General features: G+C 69.7%; 18 protein-coding genes. 17 read left to right on the forward strand and 1 reads right to left on the reverse strand.

Annotated features, from left to right (window positions below; translation table 11 throughout):
- Nucleotides 1-4: 4 nt before the first annotated feature.
- The 3 genes from ED92_RS31100 to ED92_RS31110 all read left to right on the forward strand — a co-directional run bounded on the left by ED92_RS31100 (nucleotide 5) and on the right by ED92_RS31110 (nucleotide 3,499).
- Entirely contained in the window at nucleotides 5-664 is a 660-nt protein-coding gene (locus ED92_RS31100; RefSeq protein WP_037344442.1) for a DUF4255 domain-containing protein, read from the forward strand.
- Nucleotides 661-2,649, forward strand: a complete 1,989-nt coding sequence (locus ED92_RS31105; protein WP_037344445.1) for an ATP-binding protein — start codon at nucleotides 661-663, stop codon at nucleotides 2,647-2,649. The genes ED92_RS31100 and ED92_RS31105 overlap by 4 nt, the downstream gene beginning before the upstream one ends.
- A gap of 112 nt (nucleotides 2,650-2,761) precedes the next feature.
- Nucleotides 2,762-3,499: a DUF4157 domain-containing protein gene (locus tag ED92_RS31110; protein WP_037344448.1), complete on the forward strand. Its 738-nt coding sequence runs from the start codon at nucleotides 2,762-2,764 to the stop codon at nucleotides 3,497-3,499.
- A 33-nt stretch (nucleotides 3,500-3,532) separates the two neighbouring features.
- Here the strand turns inward: ED92_RS31110 and ED92_RS31115 are convergent, their stop codons facing one another.
- Nucleotides 3,533-6,928: a hypothetical protein gene (locus ED92_RS31115; protein ID WP_235213403.1), complete on the reverse strand. Its 3,396-nt coding sequence runs from the start codon at nucleotides 6,926-6,928 to the stop codon at nucleotides 3,533-3,535.
- A 189-nt stretch (nucleotides 6,929-7,117) separates the two neighbouring features.
- Between ED92_RS31115 and ED92_RS31120 the strand changes: the two genes are divergently transcribed.
- Genes ED92_RS31120 through ED92_RS31185 form a run of 14 tightly spaced genes read left to right on the forward strand, consistent with a single transcriptional unit; the run spans nucleotide 7,118 to nucleotide 23,389 of the window.
- Nucleotides 7,118-8,659 carry a phage tail sheath family protein gene (locus ED92_RS31120; RefSeq protein ID WP_037344449.1) on the forward strand — a complete coding sequence of 514 codons (1,542 nt, stop codon included), beginning with the start codon at nucleotides 7,118-7,120 and terminating at the stop codon, nucleotides 8,657-8,659.
- A gap of 15 nt (nucleotides 8,660-8,674) precedes the next feature.
- Nucleotides 8,675-9,118 (forward strand): phage tail protein, encoded by a 444-nt coding sequence (locus ED92_RS31125; RefSeq protein ID WP_037344451.1) that lies wholly within the window; start codon nucleotides 8,675-8,677, stop codon nucleotides 9,116-9,118.
- A gap of 4 nt (nucleotides 9,119-9,122) precedes the next feature.
- On the forward strand, nucleotides 9,123-9,563 hold the full coding sequence (locus tag ED92_RS31130) for a hypothetical protein (RefSeq protein WP_037344453.1): 441 nt from the start codon (nucleotides 9,123-9,125) through the stop codon (nucleotides 9,561-9,563).
- Nucleotides 9,560-9,718: a DUF6760 family protein gene (locus ED92_RS43060; RefSeq protein WP_016333592.1), complete on the forward strand. Its 159-nt coding sequence runs from the start codon at nucleotides 9,560-9,562 to the stop codon at nucleotides 9,716-9,718. The genes ED92_RS31130 and ED92_RS43060 overlap by 4 nt, the downstream gene beginning before the upstream one ends.
- A 7-nt stretch (nucleotides 9,719-9,725) precedes the next feature.
- Complete coding sequence (locus ED92_RS42580) at nucleotides 9,726-12,149, forward strand: hypothetical protein (RefSeq protein ID WP_152611046.1); 2,424 nt, start codon at nucleotides 9,726-9,728, stop codon at nucleotides 12,147-12,149.
- An 11-nt stretch (nucleotides 12,150-12,160) separates the two neighbouring features.
- Nucleotides 12,161-12,607, forward strand: coding sequence for a phage tail protein (locus ED92_RS31145; protein WP_037344457.1), 447 nt, complete (start codon nucleotides 12,161-12,163; stop codon nucleotides 12,605-12,607).
- Between the two features lie 2 nt (nucleotides 12,608-12,609).
- On the forward strand, nucleotides 12,610-13,374 hold the full coding sequence (locus tag ED92_RS31150; RefSeq protein WP_037344459.1) for a LysM peptidoglycan-binding domain-containing protein: 765 nt from the start codon (nucleotides 12,610-12,612) through the stop codon (nucleotides 13,372-13,374).
- Nucleotides 13,367-15,187 carry a VgrG-related protein gene (locus tag ED92_RS31155; protein WP_037344461.1) on the forward strand — a complete coding sequence of 607 codons (1,821 nt, stop codon included), beginning with the start codon at nucleotides 13,367-13,369 and terminating at the stop codon, nucleotides 15,185-15,187. Before ED92_RS31150 ends, ED92_RS31155 begins: the two co-directional genes overlap by 8 nt.
- A gap of 11 nt (nucleotides 15,188-15,198) precedes the next feature.
- Nucleotides 15,199-15,480 carry a PAAR domain-containing protein gene (locus ED92_RS31160; protein WP_037344462.1) on the forward strand — a complete coding sequence of 94 codons (282 nt, stop codon included), beginning with the start codon at nucleotides 15,199-15,201 and terminating at the stop codon, nucleotides 15,478-15,480.
- A gap of 1 nt (nucleotide 15,481) precedes the next feature.
- Nucleotides 15,482-15,892, forward strand: coding sequence for a GPW/gp25 family protein (locus tag ED92_RS31165; protein WP_037344464.1), 411 nt, complete (start codon nucleotides 15,482-15,484; stop codon nucleotides 15,890-15,892).
- On the forward strand, nucleotides 15,892-17,853 hold the full coding sequence (locus ED92_RS31170) for a putative baseplate assembly protein (protein WP_037344467.1): 1,962 nt from the start codon (nucleotides 15,892-15,894) through the stop codon (nucleotides 17,851-17,853). Before ED92_RS31165 ends, ED92_RS31170 begins: the two co-directional genes overlap by 1 nt.
- A complete protein-coding gene (locus tag ED92_RS31175) occupies nucleotides 17,850-18,389 on the forward strand; it encodes a phage tail protein (protein ID WP_037344469.1) in 540 nt (179 codons plus the stop codon). Before ED92_RS31170 ends, ED92_RS31175 begins: the two co-directional genes overlap by 4 nt.
- 3 nt (nucleotides 18,390-18,392) lie before the next feature.
- Nucleotides 18,393-19,382: a zinc ribbon domain-containing protein gene (locus ED92_RS31180; RefSeq protein ID WP_037344471.1), complete on the forward strand. Its 990-nt coding sequence runs from the start codon at nucleotides 18,393-18,395 to the stop codon at nucleotides 19,380-19,382.
- Entirely contained in the window at nucleotides 19,379-23,389 is a 4,011-nt protein-coding gene (locus tag ED92_RS31185; protein WP_152611047.1) for a DPP IV N-terminal domain-containing protein, read from the forward strand. The genes ED92_RS31180 and ED92_RS31185 overlap by 4 nt, the downstream gene beginning before the upstream one ends.
- Nucleotides 23,390-23,590: the final 201 nt, after the last annotated feature.

Consider the following 23,590-nt stretch of genomic DNA (forward strand, 5'->3'; position numbering starts at 1 on the left):
CGCAGTGATCCATGAGGTCGACGAGGCGCTGCGGCGGCTGGTACGGGGCGAGACCCGGCGTGGCAGCGAGATCGAGGTCGCGTTCGACGCGCCCAACAAGGAATGGGCGGCGCGGCGCAACGCCCCCACGGTGAACGTCTATCTCTACGACGTACGTGAGGACCTTCGACGCCGTTCACGCGGCCTGCTCAACGAGTACGACCAGCTCGGCAAGGTTTCGGCGCGGCACCTGCCGCCCCGGCACATCAAGCTGTCCTATTTGGTCACCGCGTGGACGCAGCGGCCGGAGGACGAGCACCGCGTGCTGTCCGACCTGTTGCTCGGCCTGCTCGCCCACGACGCCGTCCCCGAGTCGGCGCTCACCGGGTCGCTGGCCGAGCTGGGCCTGCCGGTGCCGATGACGGTCGCGTTGCCGCCGCCGGAGGACCGCGCGTTCGCCGACGTCTGGACCGCTTTGGGCGGCGAACTGAAACCGTCGCTGGACGTCGTCATCTCCGCGCCGGTCCACAGTGGACGGGTGTTGCCGGCCGAACAGCCGCCGAAGGAAGGCCTGAAGCTCGACGCCCACGACGGTGAGCTGGTCGGGCACCACGTGGCGGAGAGCGGGGCGGTCGAAGGGCAGCGCCGGGTCGCGATGGCGCGCACCCACCGGAAGTCCCGATGAGCCTGGAGTACCTGTTCGAGCGGCTGGCGCGGCTCGAACAGCGGATCCGCGACGCGGTCGAGAGCCGCCGGGCCGCCGACCCGAACCCTGACGACCCCTTCCGCGGGCTGTACCTGTCGAACGAGACGATCGACGCCCTGCTGGAGGGCCACCGGGAGCCGTTCCCGCCGTTCACGGACTCCGTGCCGGGCGGCCGCCTCTATCCGCTGGCGGAGCGCGCGGGACTCACCGGCGTCGACGTCGAACTGCTGCTCGTCGCGCTCGCGCCCGACCTCGACAGCCGGTTCGAGCAGTTCTACGGCTACCTCAACGACGACGTGACCCGGCGGCGGGCGACGGCGGGGTTGGCCTTGCGCCTGTGCGGCGTCCCCGAAGCGTCGGCCGCCGGCCGGGCGCGGCTCGACGCCGATTCTCCGCTGATCACCTGCGGCCTGCTCATCATGGAGGACGAGGAACGTCCCTTCCTGTCACGCACGCTCCGGGTGCCCGACCGGGTGGTGAACCACCTGCTCGGCGACGATCGGCTCGCCCCGGAACTCGCCGGGTGCGCACATCTCGGCACGAGGGTCACCGACGTGGCCGGGGCCGATCGGCTCATCCGGGCGATCAGAGGCCAGGTCGGGTTGGTCTATCTCAGGGAGCATCCCGGCGGCGGTGCCGAAGAACTCGGTGTCGCGGCGCTGACCGGGGCAGGCCATCCCGCGCTGGTGGTCGACGCGGCACGATGGCAGGCGGAATCCCGGCACGGCGAGCTCACCGGGTCGCTCGTGCGGGAGGCGTTGCTGCGCGGTGCGGGGCTGGTGCTGGGCCCGGTCGACGACTCGCCGCGTCTGGAGAAGCTCGCTCATCCGGCGGTCCCGTTCGTCGTGCACGGCACCGGGGCCTGGGATCCCCGGTGGAGTGCGATCCCGCCGTTGCAGCTCGACGCGTTCCCGTTGTCCGCGGCGAGCCGGGTGGATCTTTGGCGCAGCCATCTCGACGGCGGGCTCGCTCCGGATGTCGATCCGGGGGAGGCGACCGCGCATTTCGTGCTGGGGCCGGGGCAGATCGCCCGTGCGGCGAAGGCGGCGTCGGTGACGGCGCTGGCCGACGGCGGGCCGGTGCGGACGTCCCATCTGCGCGCGGGCGCGCGGAGCCAGAACGCGGCCGGACTGCAGCGGCTCGCCCGGCGGATCGAACCCGTGGTCGGCTGGAGCGACCTCGTGCTGCCCGCGGGCGTACTGTCCCTTTTGGACGAACTGGCCGCGCGGGCACGCTACCGGGACCAGGTGCTCGACGAGTGGCGGATGCGGCCGGGCGGTGGCCGCGGCCGGGGCGTCACGGGGCTCTTCGCCGGGGATTCGGGGACGGGCAAGACGATGTCCGCCGAGGTCATCGCCGCTTCGCTGGGGCTCGACCTCTACACCGTGAATCTGGCGACGGTGGTCGACAAGTACGTCGGCGAGACGGAGAAGAACCTGGAGCGGATCTTCACCGAGGCCGCCGGAGTCAACGGAGTGCTGCTGTTCGACGAGGCGGACGCGATCTTCGGCAAACGGTCCGAGGTGCGCGACGCACACGACCGGTACGCGAACATCGAGAGCGCGTACCTGCTGCAGCGGATGGAAACCTTCGACGGTATCGCCGTACTGGCCACCAACCTGCGAGCGAACCTCGACGAGGCGTTCACCCGGCGGCTGGACGTGATCGTGGACTTCCCGTTGCCGGACGTCGAGTTGCGGCGTCAGCTGTGGGACCGCTGCCTCGGCGCCCGGATGCCCCGCGCCGACGACCTGGACCTCGGCTTCCTCGCCGAGGCCTTCGAGCTGGCGGGCGGGCACATCCGCTCGGCCGCGGTCACCGGTGCCTATCTGGCCGCGGAAGCGGGCCGCCCGGTGGCGATGACGGATCTGGTCGGCGCGGTCGCGCGGGAGTATCGCAAGCTGGGCAGACTTTGCCTGGACCGTGAGTTCGGGCCGTATCTGGCGATGGTGACCGACGGCTGACCTGCCCGTTCGGGCAGCCGATGCCGCCCTTCCGGCCGCGCACCGCAACCTGGCGCGCGGCGCGACGACGGCGCAAGCTGGACGGGCGGCGTAGCGACCGAGGGAGCGGACCATGCGCGGGCACAGTCACGACAACGACCTTGAACCGAGCCTGCGGCCGAAGGGCGACCGGATAGAGCGGGACGAGGGCGGTCTGCTGGGCCGCGCCGCCGCGGCCGGGCGTACCGACGTCCTCGGCCCCGCCGGCCTGCTCGACCTGCAGCGCGCCGTGGGAAACGCGGGCGTGAGCACCCTGGTCGAAGAAGAACGTTCGCCGGTGCACGACGTCGTCGGCTCAGGCGGCGGCGCGCCTTTGGACGCCGCGACGCGTGCGGACATGGAGGGCCGCTTCGGGCACGACTTCGGCGCCGTCCGGGTGCACACCGACGGCGCCGCGCACGACTCGGCGAAATCCGTCAACGCGCAGGCCTACACGGTGGGTTCGAACATCGTGTTCCAGCGGGACAAGTACGACCCCGGTTCGGATTCGGGCAAGCACATGCTCGCGCACGAGCTGACCCATGTCGTCCAGCAACGCAGCGGGCCGGTGGACGGGACCGACGCCGGTGGCGGGGTGAAGGTTTCGGATCCCTCGGATCGGTTCGAGCGCGAAGCCGTCGCGAACGCGGACCGGCTGATGGCGGCTCCCGCGCCTACCTCCGCCGTTCAGCGTTGTGAGGACGGTGGGCACTCCGCCGAGGATTCTGCCGCTGTTCAGCGCGAGGAAGCTCCTGAGGCCGAGGAAGGCGAAGAGGAGAAGATGGCGCAGACGTACGTGCAGCGCGAGGAAGAAACCGAGGAAGAATCCTAGGTTCCTTGCGAGACTGTCCGGTTGATCAAGCACTCAAGGGCCCGCCGGCGTGATGGTCAAGTTGCCGTCCGCGTCCTCCTTCGGCGGCGCGCCATTCACACTCCAGCCGCTCAGTGCCGCTGCGCAAGCGGCGGCGTCCGGCCAGTCCGGGTAGAGATTCCGGGTATTCGAATAGTCGATCGACGCTTTGAGGGTGAGCTTGCTGCCTTCCGGAGCCTTGGCGTTGTGCTCTCTGAGCCGGTCCAGCAGCAAAGCGCGAAGACTTTTCAGAGTGCTCGCACAGCCGGGGCACGGCGAGTATTTGCCGGTGAGGACGATGTTGACGTCGGTGACCACGGCGGACTTGTCGGCATCATTGCGGATCCAGTCGGAGAGTTGCCGTTCCGCATGACTCGAGTTCGACATCTTCACCGGGTTTCCGGTGTTCCAGGTCCGCAGCTTCGCTTCGGTCGACCCAGGTGCCGGTGGCAAGATGATGCCACCCACCGTGCCGCCCAGCTGCCGGTATCCGCGCGATTCGCCGAAGGTGGCAGGCAGAGTGTTCTCCACCATGACCGGCTTCCCGTCCTGCATCAGCACGTTGCCGCTGCTGTCCTTGGCCGCGGTGGAGCCGAACCGTTCCTTGTACTTCGGAGGTTTGTCGAAGGTGACACTGGCGTTGACGGTGACCGTGGCCTGGGCGTCGCGTGATCCCTTCTTGCCTTTGATCACCGGAGTGCCGGGGCTGGCGGTGGCCTCGACACTGAACTCGTCCGTGGTCTGGCCCGGAATCACCCTGAGATCCTTGAGCCCGGCGGGCCGGAGCTCGCCGAGAATCCTGGCCGCCGCCTGACGCAGGTCCTGGATGCTGTGCAAAGTGGGTGCGGCGGCCAACAACCGACGGCGTGCGTCCTCCTTGACCTTGCGGCTGCTCGCGGTGTCCTTGTCGCCGTCCTTCTTCTTGCCCTTCAGTTTCGACCAGATCTTCTTCCCGGCCTTGACGATCGTCCCGACCACCGTGTCGATCACCTTGCCGACCGGGGCCTGGACCTTCTCCAGGATCGACTTGATCTTCTCCGAGATCCCGCCCAGCCCGAGCAGGCTCGCCAGGAATCCGAGCACCATCGGCAGCGCCTTCGCCAGCGTGCGCTCGATCAGCCCGGCCACCGCGCCCGCGCCGCCCCGGGCGATCGACTCGACCGAGTCCAGCACCGACGAGACGAACTCCTTGATCTGGGCGGCCTTGTCGACGAAGAACATGACGATGTCGTAGATCGCCTTGCAGGCCTTGATGAACGCGGCGGCCGGGTTGAGCATCGAGATGATCCAGGTGATGCCCGCCTTGACGATCTTCTCGATCACGAATTCCTTGATCTGGCCGAGCACCAGCTCCTTGAGGTCGCCCAGTTTCTCGATCACCCAGCGCCAGAGTCCCGGTACGCCTTCGGTGATCAGGATCTTGACCACTTCGAACGTCTGCTCCAGTTTGGCGAGCACGGGTTCCGGGATGAAGCGGAGGATCCGCGCGCGGACACTCGCCCAGGTGAGGCCGAGCAGCGACATGATCATCTTCAGGATGCCCTTGGCGTCCAGCGTTTCCGGGATCTCGATGCCCGCGCTGGCCAGGTTTCCGAGCAGCCAGGCCTTCAGGCCGTCCTTGAGGTGCTGCACGATGTTCGCGCCGAAGTTCATGACGCCGGTCTTGACCGCGTTGACCAGGTTGCCGAGGAACTCGATCGGTTTGGCGATGATCAGGCCGACCGCGTTCGCCGCCCGCGCCAGCACGCTCAGCAGCATGTCCTTCAGTTTGAGGATCGTGTCGATCGCGCCGCCGATCGCCTCCTTCGCCTTGTCCCACAGACCTTTGTTCTCCGCCTGCAGCGCCTTGATCTCTTCGTCGACGGCGTTGCGGGCTTCGCTGTACTTCTGTGCCAGATCCTCGACCAGCGCCTGCTGCTTCTCGTCGACGGAGTTCTCGAGTTCGTCGAACTGGCTCCCGAACTCCTTGGCCGCCTCGCCCGCGATCTTGCGCAGAGCGGGGGACTGCGAGTCGACCTTCTGCCGCACGCGTTCGCGGCCCTCCGCGATCAGCCGTTTCGCTTCGGTCAGCTGTTGGCCGACGAAATCGGCGATCTCGCCGATGACGGCCTGCATCTTCGACTCGTAGACCTTCTTGGCTTCGAGGAAGAGGTTGTTCGCCTCGGCGGGCAGGCCGGCGAACAGGTCGTAGCTCCAGCGGGCCGCGCCGGCGACGCCGTCGTAGCGTTCGTCCTTGTACTTCTTCATCCGCGCCTGGTGGTCGGCGGTGAACGCGGCCTTCGCCGCCGCTTCGCCGGTCTCGAACCGCTTGGCCACCTGTTCGTCGAGCGCGCCGAGGACGCCCTCGACCTTCGTCTTGGTCTCCTCGAAGATCGCCTTGATCTCCGCGGTGATCCGCGCCCGGTCCTGCTCGTCCTTGGCCTTCGTGGCCGACTTCGCCGCCTGCCCGCGTTGCCCGGACGACGACCGCGCGCCGGTCATACCCGCCATCGCGGCCTGGCCGGACGCCTGTGCCGCGCCGGTGACGGCGGCCAGCCGGCCCGCCTCCGACTCCCGGACCGCCGCGGGTGCCGACGCGGTGTGCTGTTCGCCTTCCTGTTTCGCCGCGAGCGCGCCGGTGAACTCGGGTTCGTTGGACTGCGCCAGCTGCTGGTCGGTGACGCCGGCCTCGGCCATCTTGCCGTGGGTTTCGCATTGGTCGGCGCGAAGGTCGGTTTGGGCGGGCGGGGCCTTGTCCGGGGTGGCCTTGCGTGCGTCCGGCGGGGACAACGCGGGCGGCGGCGAGGTTTCCGGCAGCGGTTTCACCGGCTTTTCCGTGGCCTTGCCGGTGTCCGGCGCTTCTTTGGTGCGCTCGGTGACGTCCTTGGCGGAAGCGTCCTTGCCGCTGGTGACCTTGCCCATCACTTCGGACTTGATCTGGTCCGCCTTGCCGGACGAGGCGAACTTGTCCGCCTCGTCGAGATTTCGCGGCGCCTGCTTGGCGACGGCGGCGTTCACCGCGGCGACGAAGGCGGCCTTGTCGAACCCGGCCGGTTTGGCGGCGGCCATCTTGTCCGCTTGCGCCGCCTTGGCTTGGGCTTCCTTGTCGTCGGCGGGCGCGACCGCGGCGTCCTGCGCCTTCTTGACCTCCGCGGAGGCGGGCGGATGCGCTTTGGCCGCCTTGGCCTGCCCGCTGACGTCCTTCTTGAGCGACCCGAACTTCGGGTCCGACGCGGGTGTGACCCCGGTGGGCGCGACCGGGGGAGCGGGACAGCTGCTGCGCTGCAAACCGACGAGGCGGGTCACCGCCGCGTTGCCCGCGGCGGCCTGCAGCCGCAGCAGCGCGGGCGGGGTGGCCCGGCGCGCGGGCTTGACCGGCCGCGCGGGTGGCGTGGCCGGAGCCTGTGTCACCTTGTCCCGGCCCGCCGGCATGCCTCCACTTTCGGCTTCGCCGGGCCGGTTGCCAACAGCCGGAGGGGCGGGCACCGCTGCCCGAACGGGCAGTTGCCTTTTCGGGCAGAGATTGGTTCCCGCCGACCTATCCGCTCGGTCGTTCCGCCGCGAACGTCCACCCAGGAGCATCGCCGATGTCAGCGAGTGCACCGAAAAGGGGAGGCACGCATGCCCACCTATCTCACGCCGGGTGTGTACGTCGAGGAGATCGAGGCCGGCGCCCGGCCGATCGAGGGTGTGGGCACCGCCGTCGCCGCCTTCGTCGGTTTCGCGGCGGACGGCCCCTTCAACACGCCCACCCTGGTGTCCAACTGGACCCAGTTCACCCAGACCTTCGGCGATTTCGTCGAAGGCTGCTACCTGGCGCAGTCGGTCTACGGCTACTTCCTCAACGGCGGTGCCAACTGCTACATCGTCCGCATCGGCGGCCCGCGGGGGCAGGAGAACGGTGCGGCACCCAAGACTGCGACGCGCCAGGCCGTGCTCGGCGGCTACCGTTTCGTCGCGAAAGAGCTCGAGAGTGGCGGACAGACCGGGGAACTCACCGTCGAGGTCACCGAACCGACCGGCGAGAACCCCGGCGACGACCGGTTCACCGTGCTCGTCAAGAAGGACGGCAAGGTCGTCGAGACCCACAACGTGACCACCAAGCGCACCAAGGAAAACGTCGTCACACTGGTGCGCGAGAAGTCCAGCTTCATCACGATCGAGGAGCTCGCGACCGGCGGCGCGGTGGCGAAGCCGGACCGTGGCACCGCGGTGCTCACCGAGCCGCCGCAGCCGCCGCCCGTCCCGCGTCGCATCGCGGCCGACGACTACGTCGGCGACGTCGCCGACCGCACCGGTTTCGGCGGCCTGGAGGCGATCGACGAGATCACCATGGTCGCGGTGCCGGATCTGATGGCCGCCCACCAGCGCGATCTGATCGACCTCGACGGCGTCAAGGCCGTGCAGCTGGCGATGATCGCGCACTGCGAGCTGATGGGCGACCGGATGGCGATCGTCGACCCGCCGCCCGGGCTCAACCCGCAGGAGGTCCGCTCCTGGCGGATGGACCAGGCCGGCTACGACTCGAAGTACGCGGCGTTGTACTACCCGTGGGTGCAGGTGCTCGACGCCGCCAGCGGGACCAACACCTACGTGCCGCCGAGCGGATACATGGCCGGCGTGTGGGCGCGCACCGACGCGACCCGTGGTGTCCACAAGGCACCGGCGAACGAGGTCGTCCGCGGCGTGCTGGCGCTCGAAACACATCTGACCAAGGCGGAGCAGGAACTGCTCAACCCGATCGGCGTGAACTGCGTGCGCTCCTTCGCGGGCAAGGGGATCCGGATCTGGGGCGCACGCACGCTGTCGAGCGATCCGGCGTGGCGCTACCTCAACGTGCGGCGGTTGTTCAACTACCTCGAGGAATCGATCCTCAACGGCACCCAATGGGTCGTGTTCGAGCCGAACGACGACGCGCTGTGGGCCCGCATCCGGCGCACGATCAGCGCCTTCCTGGTGATGGAATGGCGCAAGGGCGCGCTGTTCGGCCTCACTCCCGACGAAGCGTTCTTCGTGAAATGCGACCGGGAGACCAACCCGGCCGAGGGGATCGATCTCGGCCAGGTGATCTGCGAAGTGGGCATCGCGCCGGTCAAACCGGCGGAGTTCGTGATCTTCCGGCTGGCCCAGATGTCCGGCGGCACCAGCCTGGTCAACGAATAGTGAAAGGGCTCCGAAATGGCACTTCCCGATCTTGACAAGGCCGTCGGCTGCTCCTTCGGGCTCGAGATCGACGGCGTTCAGATCAAGCAGATCTCCGAGGTCTCCGGACTGAAGATGGAGCAGGACGTCATCGAGCTCAAGCAGAACACCGTGGACGGCAAGTACGTCATCAAGAAGCTCCCCGGCCGCCCGAAAGCGGGCGAGGTGACGCTGACCCGCGGTCTGACCGAGGACAGCAGCTTCGAGAAATGGGTCAAGGACGCGCACTTCGGCAAAATGGGTTCCGCTCGTAAAGGCGGCGCGATCATCGTCTACGACTACGAAGGCGCCCCCATCAAACGCTACAAGCTCACCAACGCGTGGCCGAAGAGCCTGGAGATCGGCGCACTGAAGGCGGGCGACACCAGTGTGCTCACCGAGAAGCTCGTGGTCACCTACGAGCAGATGGAAGTCGAGTGAGCCCATGCGCAGGGTGATGGCGTCGGCGCCGACCGAAGAGGCCCCCGTCGTGCCGGAAGCGCAGGCGCGGCCGAAGCTGCGGACCGAGTTCGCGTTCGAACTCCCGCGCGGTTACGTCGACGACGCGGGGAACGTGCACCACTCCGGCGTGATGCGGCTGGCGACCGCGCGGGACGAGCTCGTCCCGTTGCGGGACGACCGGGTGCGCGAGAACTCGGCCTTCCTCACGGTGGTGCTGCTGGCCAGGGTGATCACCCGGATCGGCGACGTCACCGACGTGCACGCCGGAGTCATCGAGAACCTGTTCGCTTCGGATCTGGCGTTCCTGCAGGACATGTACCGGCGGATCAACAGCGAAGGCCATACGCGGGCGGGCGTCGCCTGCCCGGAGTGCGGCCACGAGTTCGTCGTCGACGTCGCCGGCGACCGCCTGGGGGAATCGTGACGTACGCGGCCGGACGGCTGCACGAGGAAGTCGCGTACGTCGCCTACCACCTGCACTGGTCGCTCGACGACATCCTCGACCTCGAACACCACGACCGGTTGACCTACGTCGCCGAGATCGCCCGGATCAACACTCGGATGAGCGAGGGACGGTGACGCTTCGATGTGGACGTGGCGCAGGAAGGAGCCGGGCCCGCCCCCGGAAGCGGCGGCACCGGCCCCGCTGCCGGTGACCCGTGCCGAATGGCGCAGCCTGCCGCCGATCCAGCGCGTCGTCGCCGAGCATCCGCTGATCAATCCGGTGCAGAGATTCAGTGCCTCGCTGACGTCCTGGCGGAGCCCGGCGTACCTGGAGCCGTTGGGACATCGGGTCGGTCCGGCGGAACCTTCGGGCGTCATCGATGGTCTCGCGCGGGCGCCGATGCCACCGCCGGACATGCCTGTGGTGCAGCGGGCAGCCCGCAAACGTGGTGTGCTGTCCCGTCTTTGGGGAATGTCGGTGCAGCGGGCCGCCGAACCGGACGATCCCGAAAGTCCTGTCCCTGAACAGGAATCCGTCCCTGCCGTGCAGTCGCATGTGGAGCCGTTGCCGGAAGAGCCGGGGCCGGCTTTCGAGCCGACCATCGCGCTGGAGCCGACGGCCACGCTCGTGCTTCCGGCCGTCGCGGCGGCGTCTCGTGACGCCGACCGGCCGTCGATGCCGTTGACCACCGCGGGTTCGTCGGCGCGCCCGCCGATGAGGACGGTCCAAGCGATCCGGTCGGAAACCCCGAGCGCTCCGGTCCCCACGCCGGAGCCCGCGGTCGAACCGCTGGCAGTCGAGACTTTCGAACCTGACCACGACCCGATCGTGTCCACGCCCGAGCCGGTCGATGCCGATGCCGAGACCGTGCCGGTCCAGGTTCCGGACCCGCTCCCCGCCGAGCCACCCACGTCGGAGGTGGTGACACCGCGGCCCGCGCTGCCGGTCGTCCAGCGGACAGAACAGGTCGAGGCGGCGCCGCGGCGGTTGGGGCTCGGTGCGCCGATCTTGCCGGACTCGGTCCAGGCGGAGCCGCCGAGTGTCGACGCACCAGTAGTAGTAGACAACGTCGCCGAGGCGGACGCGCCGCTGGCGGGTGATGTGGAGACTCCGGTGCTGCCCACGGTTTCGGCGCCGGGTGACGTGGCGCGGGAGGAGCGGACTCTTCCGGCAATGCCCGTGGAGAGGCCGACTTCCGCACCGGCCGTCCAGCGTTCGGTCGTCGAATCGGCTCTGGACCTTCCGTCGCCGAAACACCGGGATGTGCCGCAGGCCGGGCCTTCGGTTCGGAAGCCGGTGCAGCGTTTGCGTGATGAGTCGCCGGTGGGGCCGCCGTCGGTTCTGGGACCGGTGCAGCGCTTGCGGGATGAATCGCCAGCGGAACCGCTAGCGGTTCGGGAACCAGTGCGGCGCCATGAATCGCCAGGCGAGCCTGTGTCGGTTCAGCAGCCGGTACAGCCCTTGCGGGACGAGTCGCCAGTAGGGCCGCTGTCGGTTCAGGGGCCGGTGCGGCGCTTTGAGTCATTGGGGGCCCCGGCGTCGATCCAGAGGCCGGTGCAGCGCTATGAGTCACCGGGCGAGCCTGCGTCGGCTCCCCGGCCGGTTCAGCGATTGCGTGACGAATCGGCAGGGGATTTGCCTTCGGTCAAGAATCCGGTGCAGCGCTTGCGTGATGAATCGCCAGCGGCTCAGCGGCCGGTGCAGCGCCTACGCGACGAATCGCCGGTGGAGCCTACGTTCGTTCAGAGGCCCGTGCAGCGCCTCCGCGACGAACCGCCACAGGAGCATGCGGAGGCGCCGACCCTGGTCTCCCGAGCGCTCGAACCGCCGCCGAGCCTGCCGACGGTCACCTCGTCGCGCTCTTCGCCCGACACCACCTTCCGCCCGCCCGAACCACCACGAATCCTTTCCTGGACAACAGAAACCCCAGAGCCGCCCGGGACGCCGGGCGGCTCGGTGAGCGCGCCACCGGTATCGGTGATCTCGACGTCACCGCTGCCGGTGGCACGAGTCGTCGATGGCACGACCGCGGTCTCGCCCGCACCGGCGGCGGTGAGCCAGCGCCCGACCCTGACCGCCTTGCTGAGCGAGGGGGGTGTCACTCCGCTGCCTTCCGCATCACCGAGGACCCCGCCCATGCCAGAGACGATCACGGCCAAGGCGGTTGTTCAACGCCAAGACACCGAAACCTTCCATCAGCCGACGACGATGCCTCCGGTGGCGAGAACCACCGAAACGCCATCCGTCCAACGCATTGTGTCCAGCGAGCCCGTCGCCGACGGCAAGGGTCTCGTGCTCAACCTGCCGCCCGCCGTCGTGCCGCGACAGCCTGAACCCCCGGTCGTCCAGCGCGACCCGGAAACGCCACCACCGCCGGAGCCCGTCGCACCGCCACCCGCGGCGCCGGCGCCCGCGACGCCACAGGCGGCGCAGGCGGCACCGGCCGCGCAGCCCGAGACCGAGGAACTCGTCAAGAAGCTTTTCGACCCGCTGCTGCGGCGGCTGAAGACCGAACTCCGCCTCGACCGTGAGCGCCGCGGCGCGCTCACCGATCGCCCGCACTGAAGGAGAAGCCGATGCCGGACGCGGAAGAAGCCGTCGCCGTTTGCTACGTCGTCAAGCTCGACGACAAGAACCTCGGCAACCTCGGAGCCTTCAGCAGTTGCGACGGGCTGGGCTGCGAGTTCGTCATGGAGCAGCGGGAAGAGGGCGGCAACAACGGGATGGTCTGGCAGCTCCCGACGCGGATCAAGTACTCCAACATCAAGCTGTCCCGCCCGGTCACCGAGGCCAGCTCGCAGATCACGAAATGGTTCGCCGGTATGGCGGGCGGTATCGAGCGCAAGACCGCGACCATCGAAGCGCGCACGCTCGACGGCACTGTGATCGCCAGTTGGTCACTCGAAGGGGTCGTCCCCGTGCGCTGGAGCGGGCCGCAGCTTTCGCCCGACTCGCCGAAGGTCGCCACCGAGACGCTCGAACTGGCCCACCACGGCTTCCTCAGCCCGACGAAGAAGGGCTAGCCATGTCCTCACCCGTCACGTTCACCTCCGCCGGATCCCAGCCGCCCGCGGCGTACGGTTCCGGCGAACCGGCGCCGAACAACCTCCAGCGCGCGCTGCTGGAGGTCCGCAAACCTCCGCAATCCGGGGGCACCGGGCAGCCCGGCGCCAAACTGTTCGAGATCAAGTTCCAGTTCAACCCCAAGGAACTCTCGCTCACCAAGAACGCCAAATGGGGCCGTGACCCGCAGCGCAACGCGAAGAAGAGCGGACCGCCCGAGTTCAAGGGCTCGGACCCGTGCAAGCTCGCGCTGGAGATGTTCCTCGACGCCACCGACAAGATGGACGACGCCGTCGTCAAGAAGGTCGAGCAGCTCTTCACCTGCTGTGTCGCCACCGAGGAGAGCCGCCAGCACGGCAAGGGTTCGCCGCCGTGGGTGATCTTCAAATGGGGCGGCATGACCGGCTTCCCCGCGTATGTCGCCAGTGTGACCGCGAAGTACACGCTGTTCACCCCGGCGGGTACTCCGGTGCGCGCGGTCTGCACGGTGAACCTGGAGGAGATCGCCGGCGAGCTGAGCGGGCAGAACCCGACCTCGGGTGCGCTCGCGGCACGGGACACCCACGTGTTCGTCGCCGGTGATTCCCTGCAGGCGGTGGCGTTCCGTGCCTACGGCGACGCGGGGAAGTGGCGCGAGATCGCCGACGCGAACGACATCGACGACCCGATGCGGCTGCGGCCGGGCACCCGGTTGCTCGTGCCGGCGCTGGAGGAACTCGATGGCTAACGAGAGCTTCGCGAACAACCTCGTCGTCGAGGTCGCCGGGAGCCCGCTGCCCGACGACGTGAAGACGCTGCTCTCCTACGCCTACGTCGACGACAGCCGGAACCTGCCGGACATGTTCGTCCTCCGGTTCCGCGACTCCGGGCACGTGGTGCTGGACAAGGGGAAGTTCACCGTCGGCGCGCAGATCAAGCTGAAGGTGCAGACCTCCGATCCCGAAGCCCCGCAGGAATTGCTCTCCGGCGAGGTCACCGCGGTCGCGATCGACCTCGACCGGATCGGCACCTTCACCGAGGTGCGCGGGTACGACCACGCGCACCGCCTGTTCCGCGGCCGCCGGGTCGCGGTCTACCCGGGGATGACGCTCGCGGACGTCGTCACCAAGGTGACCCAGCGCGCCGGGCTGAAGGTCGGCAAGATCGATCAGGTCCCCGGGATCGGCGGCCGTCCACATACGCAATTCAGCCAGGACAACGTCAGCGACTGGGATTTCCTCTCCCGGCTGGCGGAGTCGGTCGGCGCCCAGATCGCCGTGCGCGAGGGCGCGCTGAACTTCCGGCTCGCGGAGAAGCCTTCGGCCGCACCCGCCACCACCGCGAAGGCCAACACCGACCCGCTGGTGCTCGAAGCACACCGGACGCTGGTCAGCCTGCGCGCCAGTGTCACCGCGGCCGAGCAAGTGCCCGAGGTCGAGGCCCGGGGCTGGGACGTCACGACGAAGAAGCCGGTGGTGGCCGCCGAAAAACCGAAGAACGCGGGCACCGAGGTCGAGGGGGTCGACCCGGTCGCGCTCGCGAACAAGTTCTCCAGCCCCAAGTACGTCTCGGCGGATACGCCGCGCCGGACCCAGGCCGAGGCCAAAGCGGCGGCGGTCGCGCTGTCCGAACGACTCGGCGGCGCGTGCACCGAACTCGACGGGGTCGCCAAGGGCAATCCGAAGCTCCGGGCGGGCGCGGCGGTGACACTGACCGGCGTCGGCAAACCGTTCGCCGGCAAGTACACGCTCACCAGCACGCGGCACCTGTTCAACGCGGAAGTCGGTTACACCACAGAGTTCGCCGTCTCCGGCAGGCAGGAACGCTCCCTCTACGGGCTGGTCGCCGGTGGCGCCAAGACCTCGGCGTGGCCCGGAGTGGTGCCCGCGGTGGTCACCGACGCCAAGGATCCCGCCGGGCTCGGCCGGGTCAAGTTGACCTTTCCCTGGCTGGATCAGAACTTCACCAGCAACTGGGCGCGCACGGTGCAACCCGGCGCGGGCAGCGGGCGGGGCGCGATGGTCATGTCCGAGGTCGGCGACGAAGTGCTCGTCGGCTTCGAGCAAGGCGACTTCGAGGCGCCGTATGTCCTGGGCGGGTTGTATAACGGCGTAGACGCGGTGCCGAAGTTCACCACGTCGCCGATCGACGGCAACAGCGGCGAGATCGCCGTGCGGGGTTTCGTCTCCCGCAAGGGACACAAGCTCGAATTCGCCGAACAGGACGGCATCGTCGTCGCGTCCGGGGACGGGAAGCTCGTGGTCAAACTCGACCAGAAGAACCAGATGATCGAGGTGACCAGCGGCAAGGGTGTCACGGTGAAGGCGCGGAACGGGGTGAGCATCGACGCGGGCAGCGGTCCGCTGGAGCTCAAGGGGCAGAAGGTGTCCGTGAAGTCGGCGACCGAGGCGACCGTCGAGGCCAGCAGCAGCCTGAAGCTGTCGGGCACGGCGGGCGTGAACGTCGAGGGCGCGACGGTTTCGGTCAAGGGACAGGGCCAGACGGAGCTGACCGCGAGCGGTGTCGTGACCGTACGCGGCGGCGTGGTCAAGATCAACTGAGGGGAGCGGGCATGCCACCAGCCGCGAGGGTCGGTGACCCGACCGGGCATCCGGGCGTCATCGCCGGACCCGGTGTGCCGACCGTGCTCATCGGCGGGATGCCCGCCGCCACCGTCGGCACGCTGCACACCTGCTCGTTCCCGCCGCCCGCCGTGCACCCGCCGACGCCGATCGCGCCACCGGGCTGTCCGACGGTGCTGATCGGCGGCCTGCCCGCGGCCCGCATGGGCGACCTGGCCGCCTGCGGCGCGCCGATCGTCCTGGGCTGCCCGACCGTCCTGATCGGAGGCTGACATGGATTTCCTCGGCAGGGGACTGGCGTTCCCGGTGCGCACCGACGCGACGGGCTCGATCGCCTTGGTCGGCGGCGAGCGCGAGGTGGTCGAGAGCATCCGGCTGATCCTGGCGACCGCTCCCGGCGAACGGCCGATGCGCCCGGAGTTCGGCTGCGCGGTGCACGATCTCGTGTTCGCGCCCGCCGACTCTGCCACCGCGGGACAGATCGCCTACGAGGTGCGCACCGCGCTGGAGCGGTGGGAGCCGCGGATCACGCTCACCGACGTGGTGGTCGGGTTCTCCGAGGCCGAGCGCGGCACGCTGCTCATCGACATCAAGTACCAGTTGCGCGGCACCAACGACCCGCGCAACCTGGTGTTCCCGTTCTACGTCATCCCGCCGCACGAGTCCATTCAGGACGGTGCGTGATGTCGCTGCCCGTGCCCAACCTCGACGACCGCCGGTTCCAGGACCTGGTCGACGAAGCCAAGTACCTCGTTCAGCGCAACTGTCCTGAATGGACGGACCACAACGTCTCCGACCCCGGCGTGACGCTGATCGAGACGTTCGCGCAGATGGTCGACCAGGTGCTCTACCGGCTCAACCGCGTGCCGGATCTGCACTACCTGCGGTTCCTCGATCTCATCGGCGTGCGGTTGTTCGCGCCGACCGCCGCGCGCACCGACGTGACGTTCTGGCTCTCGGCGGCACGGGACGTCCCGGTGATCGTCTCCGCGGGAAAGCAGGTCGCGAGTGTGCGCGACGAGGTCGAGGACCCCGTCGTGTTCACCGTGGAGCGCACGCTGACGATCGTGCCGTGTTCGCTCACGGGTCTGGCCACCGGTGACGCCGACCCCGGTGTGCCGCCGGTCGACCGCACCGACGAGCTGCTGGTCGGCGGCGAACCCGCGTGTTTCGCCGAAAACCCCGCGCCCGGTGACATCGTCTACTTCGGACTGTCGGACGCCGTGCCCGGCTGCGCGGTCCTGCTGCGGATGGACTGCGAGGTCGAAGGACAGGGTGTCGACCCGCACGACCCGCCGTGGGTGTGGGAGGCATGGGACGGGCACGGCTGGGCCGCCGGCGAGATCGACCGGGACAGCACCGGCGCGTTCAACCGGCCGGGGGACGTCGTGCTGCACGTGCCGCCGGGGCATTCGGCGTCGGTGCTCGCCGGGCGGCACGCGGGCTGGATCCGTTGCCGGTTGACGGAACCGAAGCAGAATCAGCCGTTCTTCCAGCGATCGCCGCGGCTGCGCTCGGTCGAGGCGTCGACCATCGGCGGCACGGTCGGCGCGGTGCACGCCGAGGTCGTGCACGGCGAGATCGTCGGCACCTCGGACGGGCTGCCCGGACAGCGGTTCCCGCTCGGCAGGCGTCCGGTGGTGGCGGGCGGGGACGAGCTGATCGTGGAGGTGTCCGGTCCCGACGGCTGGCAGGAGTGGACCGAAGTGTCCTCGTTCGCCGAATCGGGCCCGGAGGACCGGCACGTCCAGCTCGACCGGGTCGCCGGTGAGATCGCGTTCGGCCCCGCCGTGCGCCAGCCCGAGGGCGGCATCCGGTACTACGGCGCCGTTCCGGCCAAGGCCGCCGCGATCCGGGTGCCCGTCTACCGGGCCGGTGGCGGGCGGCGCGGGAACGTCGCCCGTGAAGTGCTCGAGGTGCAACGGGACCCGATCCCGTTCGTCAGCAGCGTGGTGAACCGGCGACCGGCGACCGGCGGGGTGGACGGCGAATCGGTGCGGGACGCGGCCGTTCGCGGCCCGTTGCTGCTGCGCACCCGCGACCGCGCCGTCACCGCCGAGGACTACGAACAGCTCGCGCGCGAAGCGGCGCCCGAGGCGGCGAGGGTGCGCTGCGTACCCGCGCACGGCCCCGACGGCCGCGAGACCGGCGCGATCCGCGTCCTCGTCGTGCCCGCCGTTCCGGACACCGGCGAGCTGAAATTCGCGACGCTGATGCTCGACCCCGGGATGCGGACCCGGATCGAGCGGTACCTGGACGAACGTCGCTGTGTCGGCGCCCTCGTGTCCGTGGAAGCGCCGTTCTACCACGGGGTCACGGTCGTCGCCCGGCTGCGGTCGCGCCGCCGGACCAGCCCCGGCACCCTCGGCCCGCGGGCGACGCAGGCGCTCTACGACTACTTCAACCCGCTGACCGGCGGGCCGGACGGCGACGGCTGGCCGTTCGGGCGGCCGGTGCAGTCGGGTGAGGTTTTCGCGGTGCTGCAACGGCTTCCCGGGGTCGAGATGGTGGAGGACGTACGCCTGTTCGCGGCCAATCCGGTGACGCGGGAACGCGGCGAACAGGTCGACCGGCTCGATCTGCCGCCCCACGCGCTCGCGTTCTCGTTCGGGCATCAGGTCCGGGTCCGGGAGAGTGACCGATGAGAGCGGCCGTGCCCGGGCTGCCGAGCCCGCATCCGATCGGTGAGCAACTGCCCTCGGTCTACGCGGAGGACCGGTTCGTCCAGGGCTTCACCGGTGCGCTCGACGAGGTGCTCGCACCGGTCTTCGCCACGTTGGACAACTTTTCCGGTTACCTCGACCCGAACCTGGCGCCGGAGGATTTCGTCGGCTGGCTGGCGCATTGGGTGGCGTTGCGCGTCGACGAAGGCTGGAGCCCGGTCCGCTTGCGCGAACTCGTGACCCGGTCGGTCGAACTGCATCGGTGGCGCGGTACCCAGCGCGGGCTCGCCGAACACGTGCGGCTGCTGACCGGTGGCGCGGTCGAGGTGACCGACAGCGGCGGTGTCGTGGCGTCGCCGCAGCCCGGGGCGCCGCTCCCGGACCCAGGGCCGCCGTGGGTCCACGTGCGTGTGCGGGTGCCCGAGCGGAGCCGGATCGACGAACGGCGGCTGACGGCGACGGTCGTGGACGCGGTGCCCGCCCACGTGCGCGTCACGGTGGAAGTGGTGGAGGGGTAGCGGATGGTCATCTACCGGGAATGCGGGCATCAGGGTCCGGCCGACGTCGAGTTCTGCGGCGAATGCGGACGGTACCTGAAATGGGACGACGAGGAACCCGTCGCGGTGCGTCAGCCGGTCGCCCAGGCCCAGGTCGTGCAGCCCGCCGAACCGCTCGCGCCGGTCCGGCAGCCGCCACAGCGGACGGCCGAGGAACAGGTCCTCCGTCCGGGTGACCTGATCTGCGGCAGATGCGGCAAGGGCAACGTGCCCACCCGCAACTTCTGCGGCCGGTGCGGCGCGTCCCTGGCCGAGTCGGAAGTCGTGAAGACGTCGTGGTGGCGTCGGCTGTTCCGCCGCGGACCCCGGGAGCACAAGGCGGGGGAGCGGCCGGGCAAGGACGGTGTACGCCGCCGTGTCGGCCGGGCCGGTGCCGCGCGACGCCAGGTGGGCAAGGCCGTCCGGCGGGTGATCGCGGTGATGCTGGTGCTCTCGGCGCTGATCTACGCGCTGTACCAGCCGTTCCGGGGCGCGATCAACACCGCCGCGCTCGGCCTGTGGAGCCAGGTGACGGGGATCTTCGAGACGAAGCTGAACCCGGTGCGCCCGAGCAAGGTGACCGCGAACGCGCAGTCGCCGGGCCATCCGGGGAACCTGGTCAGCGACAACGCCAAGAACACCTTCTGGGCGGCGACCGCCCAGGGCGAACCCGTGCTGGTGTTCACCTTCGACCATCCGGTGGATCTGCGGAAGGCGATCGTGCATTCCGGCAACGGCGCGAACTTCCAGGCCGCGCACCGGCCGAAGACCCTGCATCTCGTGTTCTCCACCGGCAAGACCTACGACATGGTGCTGGCCGACACGCCGGACGCCCAGGAGATCCCGATCGACAACAGCGCGGGCGCGACGAGCGTCGAACTGCATGTGGTCGGGCTGCATCGCTCGCTGGACGGCATGGACGTCGCGATCTCCGAGATCGAGCTGTTCGAGGCCGGCGGAGGAAGGACTGGATGACCATGCGCCCGAACCGAGCGGTGGCGGCGATCGCGTTCGTCGCGGTGCTGGGCGGGGCGGCGATCACCGGGGTGCTCGCGCCGACCGCGGCGCAGGAGCCCGCGCCTCCCGCCGCGCCCTACCGCGTCGGCTACGTCAGCGCCGCGACCACGGCCTTGGTCCAGGCCTCCGGCGCGGCACTGCCCCCGGGCGCCGGGAGCGTCGATTCCGACGCGTCCGCAAGCAAAGGCGGCCTGGTGTGGGTGAGCAAACGGGCCGTCCGCGACGGCGCCGAACGCGATGGCGAGATCTGGTACCTGCGCGACGGCACCAAGGTCCCGGTGCGCCTGACCGACGATGCGACCGTCGACACGCATCCGGCGTTGTCGCCCGACGGTTCGTCGGTCGCGTTCGTCTCGGAACGCACGGGCAGCAAGGACATCTTCGTGATCGGCGTCGACGGCCGCGGGCTGCGTCAGGTGACGTCGGGACCGGCCGCGGACGATTCGCCGAGCTGGTCGCCCGACGGCGGCCGTCTCGTGTTCAGCGGTACCGGTGAGGATCCGGCCGGTGACCTCTACACCGTGTCGTCGGGCGGCGGCGCGCCGACGCGCCTGACCAACGACCCTGCCGCGGACACCCAGCCCGCCTGGGCACCCACCGGTTCCCGGATCGCGTTCACCACCACCAGATTCGATCCGGCAGGGGACGTCGTGGTCATGGCCGACACCAGCGGCGCCGTCACCCGCGCGGTACCGGAGCCCGGTGACTCGTCCGAGCCCGCGTGGTCGCCGGACGGCGTGCGACTGGCCTTCACCACCCGGCAACCGGATCCGCTCGGTGACGTCAAACAGGTCGCGGGTGGTCAGGTCTCGGTCATCTCCGCGTTGTCCGGCATCGGCGAGACCGAACCGACGTTCCGCGCCGACGGGCAGCCGGTGTTCACCCAGCTCCGCGGCGGGGCCACCACCGACATCTGGAGCGCGGACGCGCGCGGCGGCGACCGTCGCGACCTCACGAACCGGCCGGACGTGGACGAAGCCGATCCCGCCTTTTCCCCGGACGGGACTTCGTTGGCCTACACGGAATTCGGTACCGGCGAGGTCCGGAACAGTCAGATCGTCGTGGCGAACGCCGACGGCGGCGCGCCGCGGCCGTTGACCGCGGCCGAGCGCGGCAAACGGGAGCGCCATCCGGCATGGTCGCCGGACGGGACGAAGATCGCGTTCACCCGGACCGTGTCGGCCGGTGAGGGCTCCGACAGCTTCGTGCGGATCGTGCGCGTCGCGGACGGCCGTGTTCTCGGCGACATCCCGATCCCGGCGCATCTGCGCGGTGACGATTCGCAGCCGGTGTGGTCGGCGGACGGGACGAAGATCACGCTCACCCGTGCCGCCACCCGGATCGGGCCCCCGGGACCGTCCAGAGTGGACCCCGCGACGGTGGACGTGCCGGTCGGGCGCGGCGGATCGACACGGATCGGCAAGACGGTGCAGACCGACCGGATCCGGTCCCTGCCGGACGTCGTCCTGCTGATGGACCAGACCGGCTCCATGGGCGGCGTGATCGAAGGGGTCAAGACGAACCTCGGCACGGTCATCGACAGCGTGCGGGAACGGGAGAAGGAAGCACAGTTCGCCGTCGCGGCGTTCGGTGACGTGAACGACGACAAGGATCAACCCATCCCGCGGTCGTTCTACGTTCAGCAGCCGCTGACCCCGGCGGGTACCGAGGCCGAACGGAAGCTGCTGTCCGACGCGTTCGCCCGGATCAAGGCGGGCGGCGGTGGCGACACCGCCGAGGACTGGCTTCTGGCCTTGCAGAAGATCGCGACCGGAGCCATCACCTTCCGTCCGGGCAGCAGCCGGGTCGTCGTCCTCGTCGGCGACGCCGCGAGTCACGAGACCCCGCCGAGGGCGGAGGTGATCGCCGCACTGAACGCGGCGAAGATCAGCGTGGTGGCCGTTCCCGCGGTCACCGGCGGGTCGAGCACCGATCCCGACCGCGGCCTCGACGCGCGGGGACAGGCGACCGCGGTCACCGGCGCCACCAACGGTGTCCTCACACCCGACACCGACGCCGGCCGGATCTCGGAGGCGATCATCGCGGGTATCGGTGATCTCCCGGTCAGCGTCCAGCCGGTGAGCTCCTGCGATCCCGGCCTCACGCTGACGTTCGATCCCGCGGGGCCGCAGAGTGTTCCCGGCGGCACGAACGCGCGGTTCACCGAAACGGCGACGGTGTCGCAGACGGCCGCGGTGGGTTCCTTCCTGCGTTGCCGCGTGGAGTTCCGGTTGAACGGGGAGTCCACCGTGCGGCCGGGATACACCGAAAACGTCACCGTGCGCGTCAAGGATCCGGCGCTGCCCCTGATCACGCTGCACGACCGGACGGTGACCGGCACCGGCCCCACTGTGATCGAGTATCCCGCGACCGCGGTGGACGTGGACGGGAGCCCGCTCGAGCCGAGCTGCACTCCGTTGTCCGGCAGCCTGTTCCCGGTCGGTGCCACCACGGTGACGTGCACGGCGCGCGGGAAGAACGGCACCGCCGTCGAGACCGCGGTCATGGCCGTCGCCCCGCCGGGAGAGGAGCGGCGGAAGCAGTTGTGGCAGGTCACCCTGACCCAGCCTTCGCCCGACGTCGTCGTGCCGGGAGACCAGCGTGACCTTTCGTCGCTGTTCGGGCCGGGTTGCGGGGCCGGCGCGGAAGGCGCGGCGGACGTCTCGCCGGACGGGGCCACCCTCGCGTTCCAGAGCGGCAACGCGCTGGTCTGCGTGGCTCCCGCCGACGGCGGCGCGACCCGGGTCCTGGTGCAGCGCACGGGATACGTCGACGATCCGGCCTGGTCGCCGGACGGCGGGCTCGTCGCGTACACGAACTCGCCGGGCGAGTCTCCGCCGCGGGTCGCGGTCGTTCCGTTCACCGGCGGCGACGGCCGGATCCTGATCGATGGCCCCGGTGGTGCCTCGCAGCCCACGTTCCAACGGATTCCCGACCTCGCGGTGAGCACGAGCGCCGTACCCGCCGCGATCCCGTTCGAGGGGCTCACCACGTTCGAGTTCGTCGTGAGCAACCGCGGCGCCACCGCGTCGCCCGTGGTGGGGTTGTTCGTCCGGCTGACGGCCGGACTGCGACCGGCGGCGGCCGTCCCCACCAAGGGCGCCTGCTCACCGGAACTGGTGTGCGCGTTCGGCACGCTGGTGCCGGGCGAGGAGGTACGGGTGCGGTTCAGTGCGACCGGTCTGGTCGCCGGAGCGCAGTCGGCGACCGGAACGGTCACCACGGCCGGACCCGACGCCGACACACGGAACAACTCCGCCGCAGCGGTCGTGACGGTCGGCGAAAAGCCGGCGCCACCGGTGACCCCCGGATCCTTGTCGGTCGGGATGTCGGTCTCGGCGGTCCCATTGTTCGCCGGCGGCGACGACGTGGTGCTGACCTTCCTGGTGCACAACGGTTCCCAGGCCCCGATGCCGGCCGTCCGGCTGGTGACCCAGCTACCACCACAACTTCCCGCGACATCGGCCGCACCCGGCTGTGTGCCGGGTGGTGGAAGTTGCGCGCTCGGGACGCTCGGGCCGGGGCAGACCGTGACGGTCCGGATCTCATTGGCCGCGAAGGCCGCGTTCGATGGCCAGGTGTCCGGCACGGTGAGCACGACCGGGCCGGACAACAACGCCGGGGACAACAGGGCGGCCGCGCGTGTGGTGGTCCGGCAGCCGGTGGTCGAACTGGATCCGAAGATCGGCACGCTCGGCTTCGTCCCGCGGGTGCGGGGAACGGACTTCCCGCCGGGCGCGGTGGTCCGGCTGGCCTGGTCGGCGGGCATCTCCGCGCCGGGGCAGGTCACCGTCGGCGCCGATGGACGATTCGAGGCGTACTTCCTGATCTTCCACCACGACCTGATCGGCCCGCGCACGGTGAACGTGACCTCGGTCGGTGGCCCGAAATTCGGGACGGCGGCGTCGAATCCGATCCTGGTCGTGCTCCGCACCCTGCAACCCCCGTTCATCACCCGAGGCTGAGCGGTCGCGTCCACCTGGACCGATCGGCCGCACTCGCGTGATCGAAGCCGGAACTCGCGTAATCAGAGGCGGAACACCCCGAGTGCGGCCTCCAATCACGCGAGTCACGTCTCTGATCACGCGAGTCACGCCTCCGCGCACACCGGCCTCGGGGCCCAAGTCCGTGAAGGCCTGGCTAACATTGAGAAGAAGGAAAAGAGC

The sequence above is a fragment of the Amycolatopsis sp. MJM2582 genome (assembly GCF_000754115.1).
Classification (GTDB): Bacteria; Actinomycetota; Actinomycetes; order Mycobacteriales; family Pseudonocardiaceae; genus Amycolatopsis; species Amycolatopsis japonica.

Bases quoted from the DNA above. Each gene is read 5' to 3' on its own strand.
- ED92_RS31105 (WP_037344445.1), top strand. From the start codon at position 661: ATGAGCCTGGAGTACCTGTTCGAGCGGCTGGCGCGGCTCGAACAGCGG.
- ED92_RS31110 (WP_037344448.1), top strand. From the start codon at position 2,762: ATGCGCGGGCACAGTCACGACAACGACCTTGAACCGAGCCTGCGGCCG.
- ED92_RS31115 (WP_235213403.1), bottom strand. From the start codon at position 6,928: ATGCCGGCGGGCCGGGACAAGGTGACACAGGCTCCGGCCACGCCACCC.
- ED92_RS31120 (WP_037344449.1), top strand. From the start codon at position 7,118: ATGCCCACCTATCTCACGCCGGGTGTGTACGTCGAGGAGATCGAGGCC.
- ED92_RS31125 (WP_037344451.1), top strand. From the start codon at position 8,675: ATGGCACTTCCCGATCTTGACAAGGCCGTCGGCTGCTCCTTCGGGCTC.
- ED92_RS31130 (WP_037344453.1), top strand. From the start codon at position 9,123: ATGCGCAGGGTGATGGCGTCGGCGCCGACCGAAGAGGCCCCCGTCGTG.
- ED92_RS42580 (WP_152611046.1), top strand. From the start codon at position 9,726: ATGTGGACGTGGCGCAGGAAGGAGCCGGGCCCGCCCCCGGAAGCGGCG.
- ED92_RS31145 (WP_037344457.1), top strand. From the start codon at position 12,161: ATGCCGGACGCGGAAGAAGCCGTCGCCGTTTGCTACGTCGTCAAGCTC.
- ED92_RS31150 (WP_037344459.1), top strand. From the start codon at position 12,610: ATGTCCTCACCCGTCACGTTCACCTCCGCCGGATCCCAGCCGCCCGCG.
- ED92_RS31155 (WP_037344461.1), top strand. From the start codon at position 13,367: ATGGCTAACGAGAGCTTCGCGAACAACCTCGTCGTCGAGGTCGCCGGG.
- ED92_RS31160 (WP_037344462.1), top strand. From the start codon at position 15,199: ATGCCACCAGCCGCGAGGGTCGGTGACCCGACCGGGCATCCGGGCGTC.
- ED92_RS31165 (WP_037344464.1), top strand. From the start codon at position 15,482: ATGGATTTCCTCGGCAGGGGACTGGCGTTCCCGGTGCGCACCGACGCG.
- ED92_RS31170 (WP_037344467.1), top strand. From the start codon at position 15,892: ATGTCGCTGCCCGTGCCCAACCTCGACGACCGCCGGTTCCAGGACCTG.
- ED92_RS31175 (WP_037344469.1), top strand. From the start codon at position 17,850: ATGAGAGCGGCCGTGCCCGGGCTGCCGAGCCCGCATCCGATCGGTGAG.
- ED92_RS31180 (WP_037344471.1), top strand. From the start codon at position 18,393: ATGGTCATCTACCGGGAATGCGGGCATCAGGGTCCGGCCGACGTCGAG.
- ED92_RS31185 (WP_152611047.1), top strand. From the start codon at position 19,379: ATGACCATGCGCCCGAACCGAGCGGTGGCGGCGATCGCGTTCGTCGCG.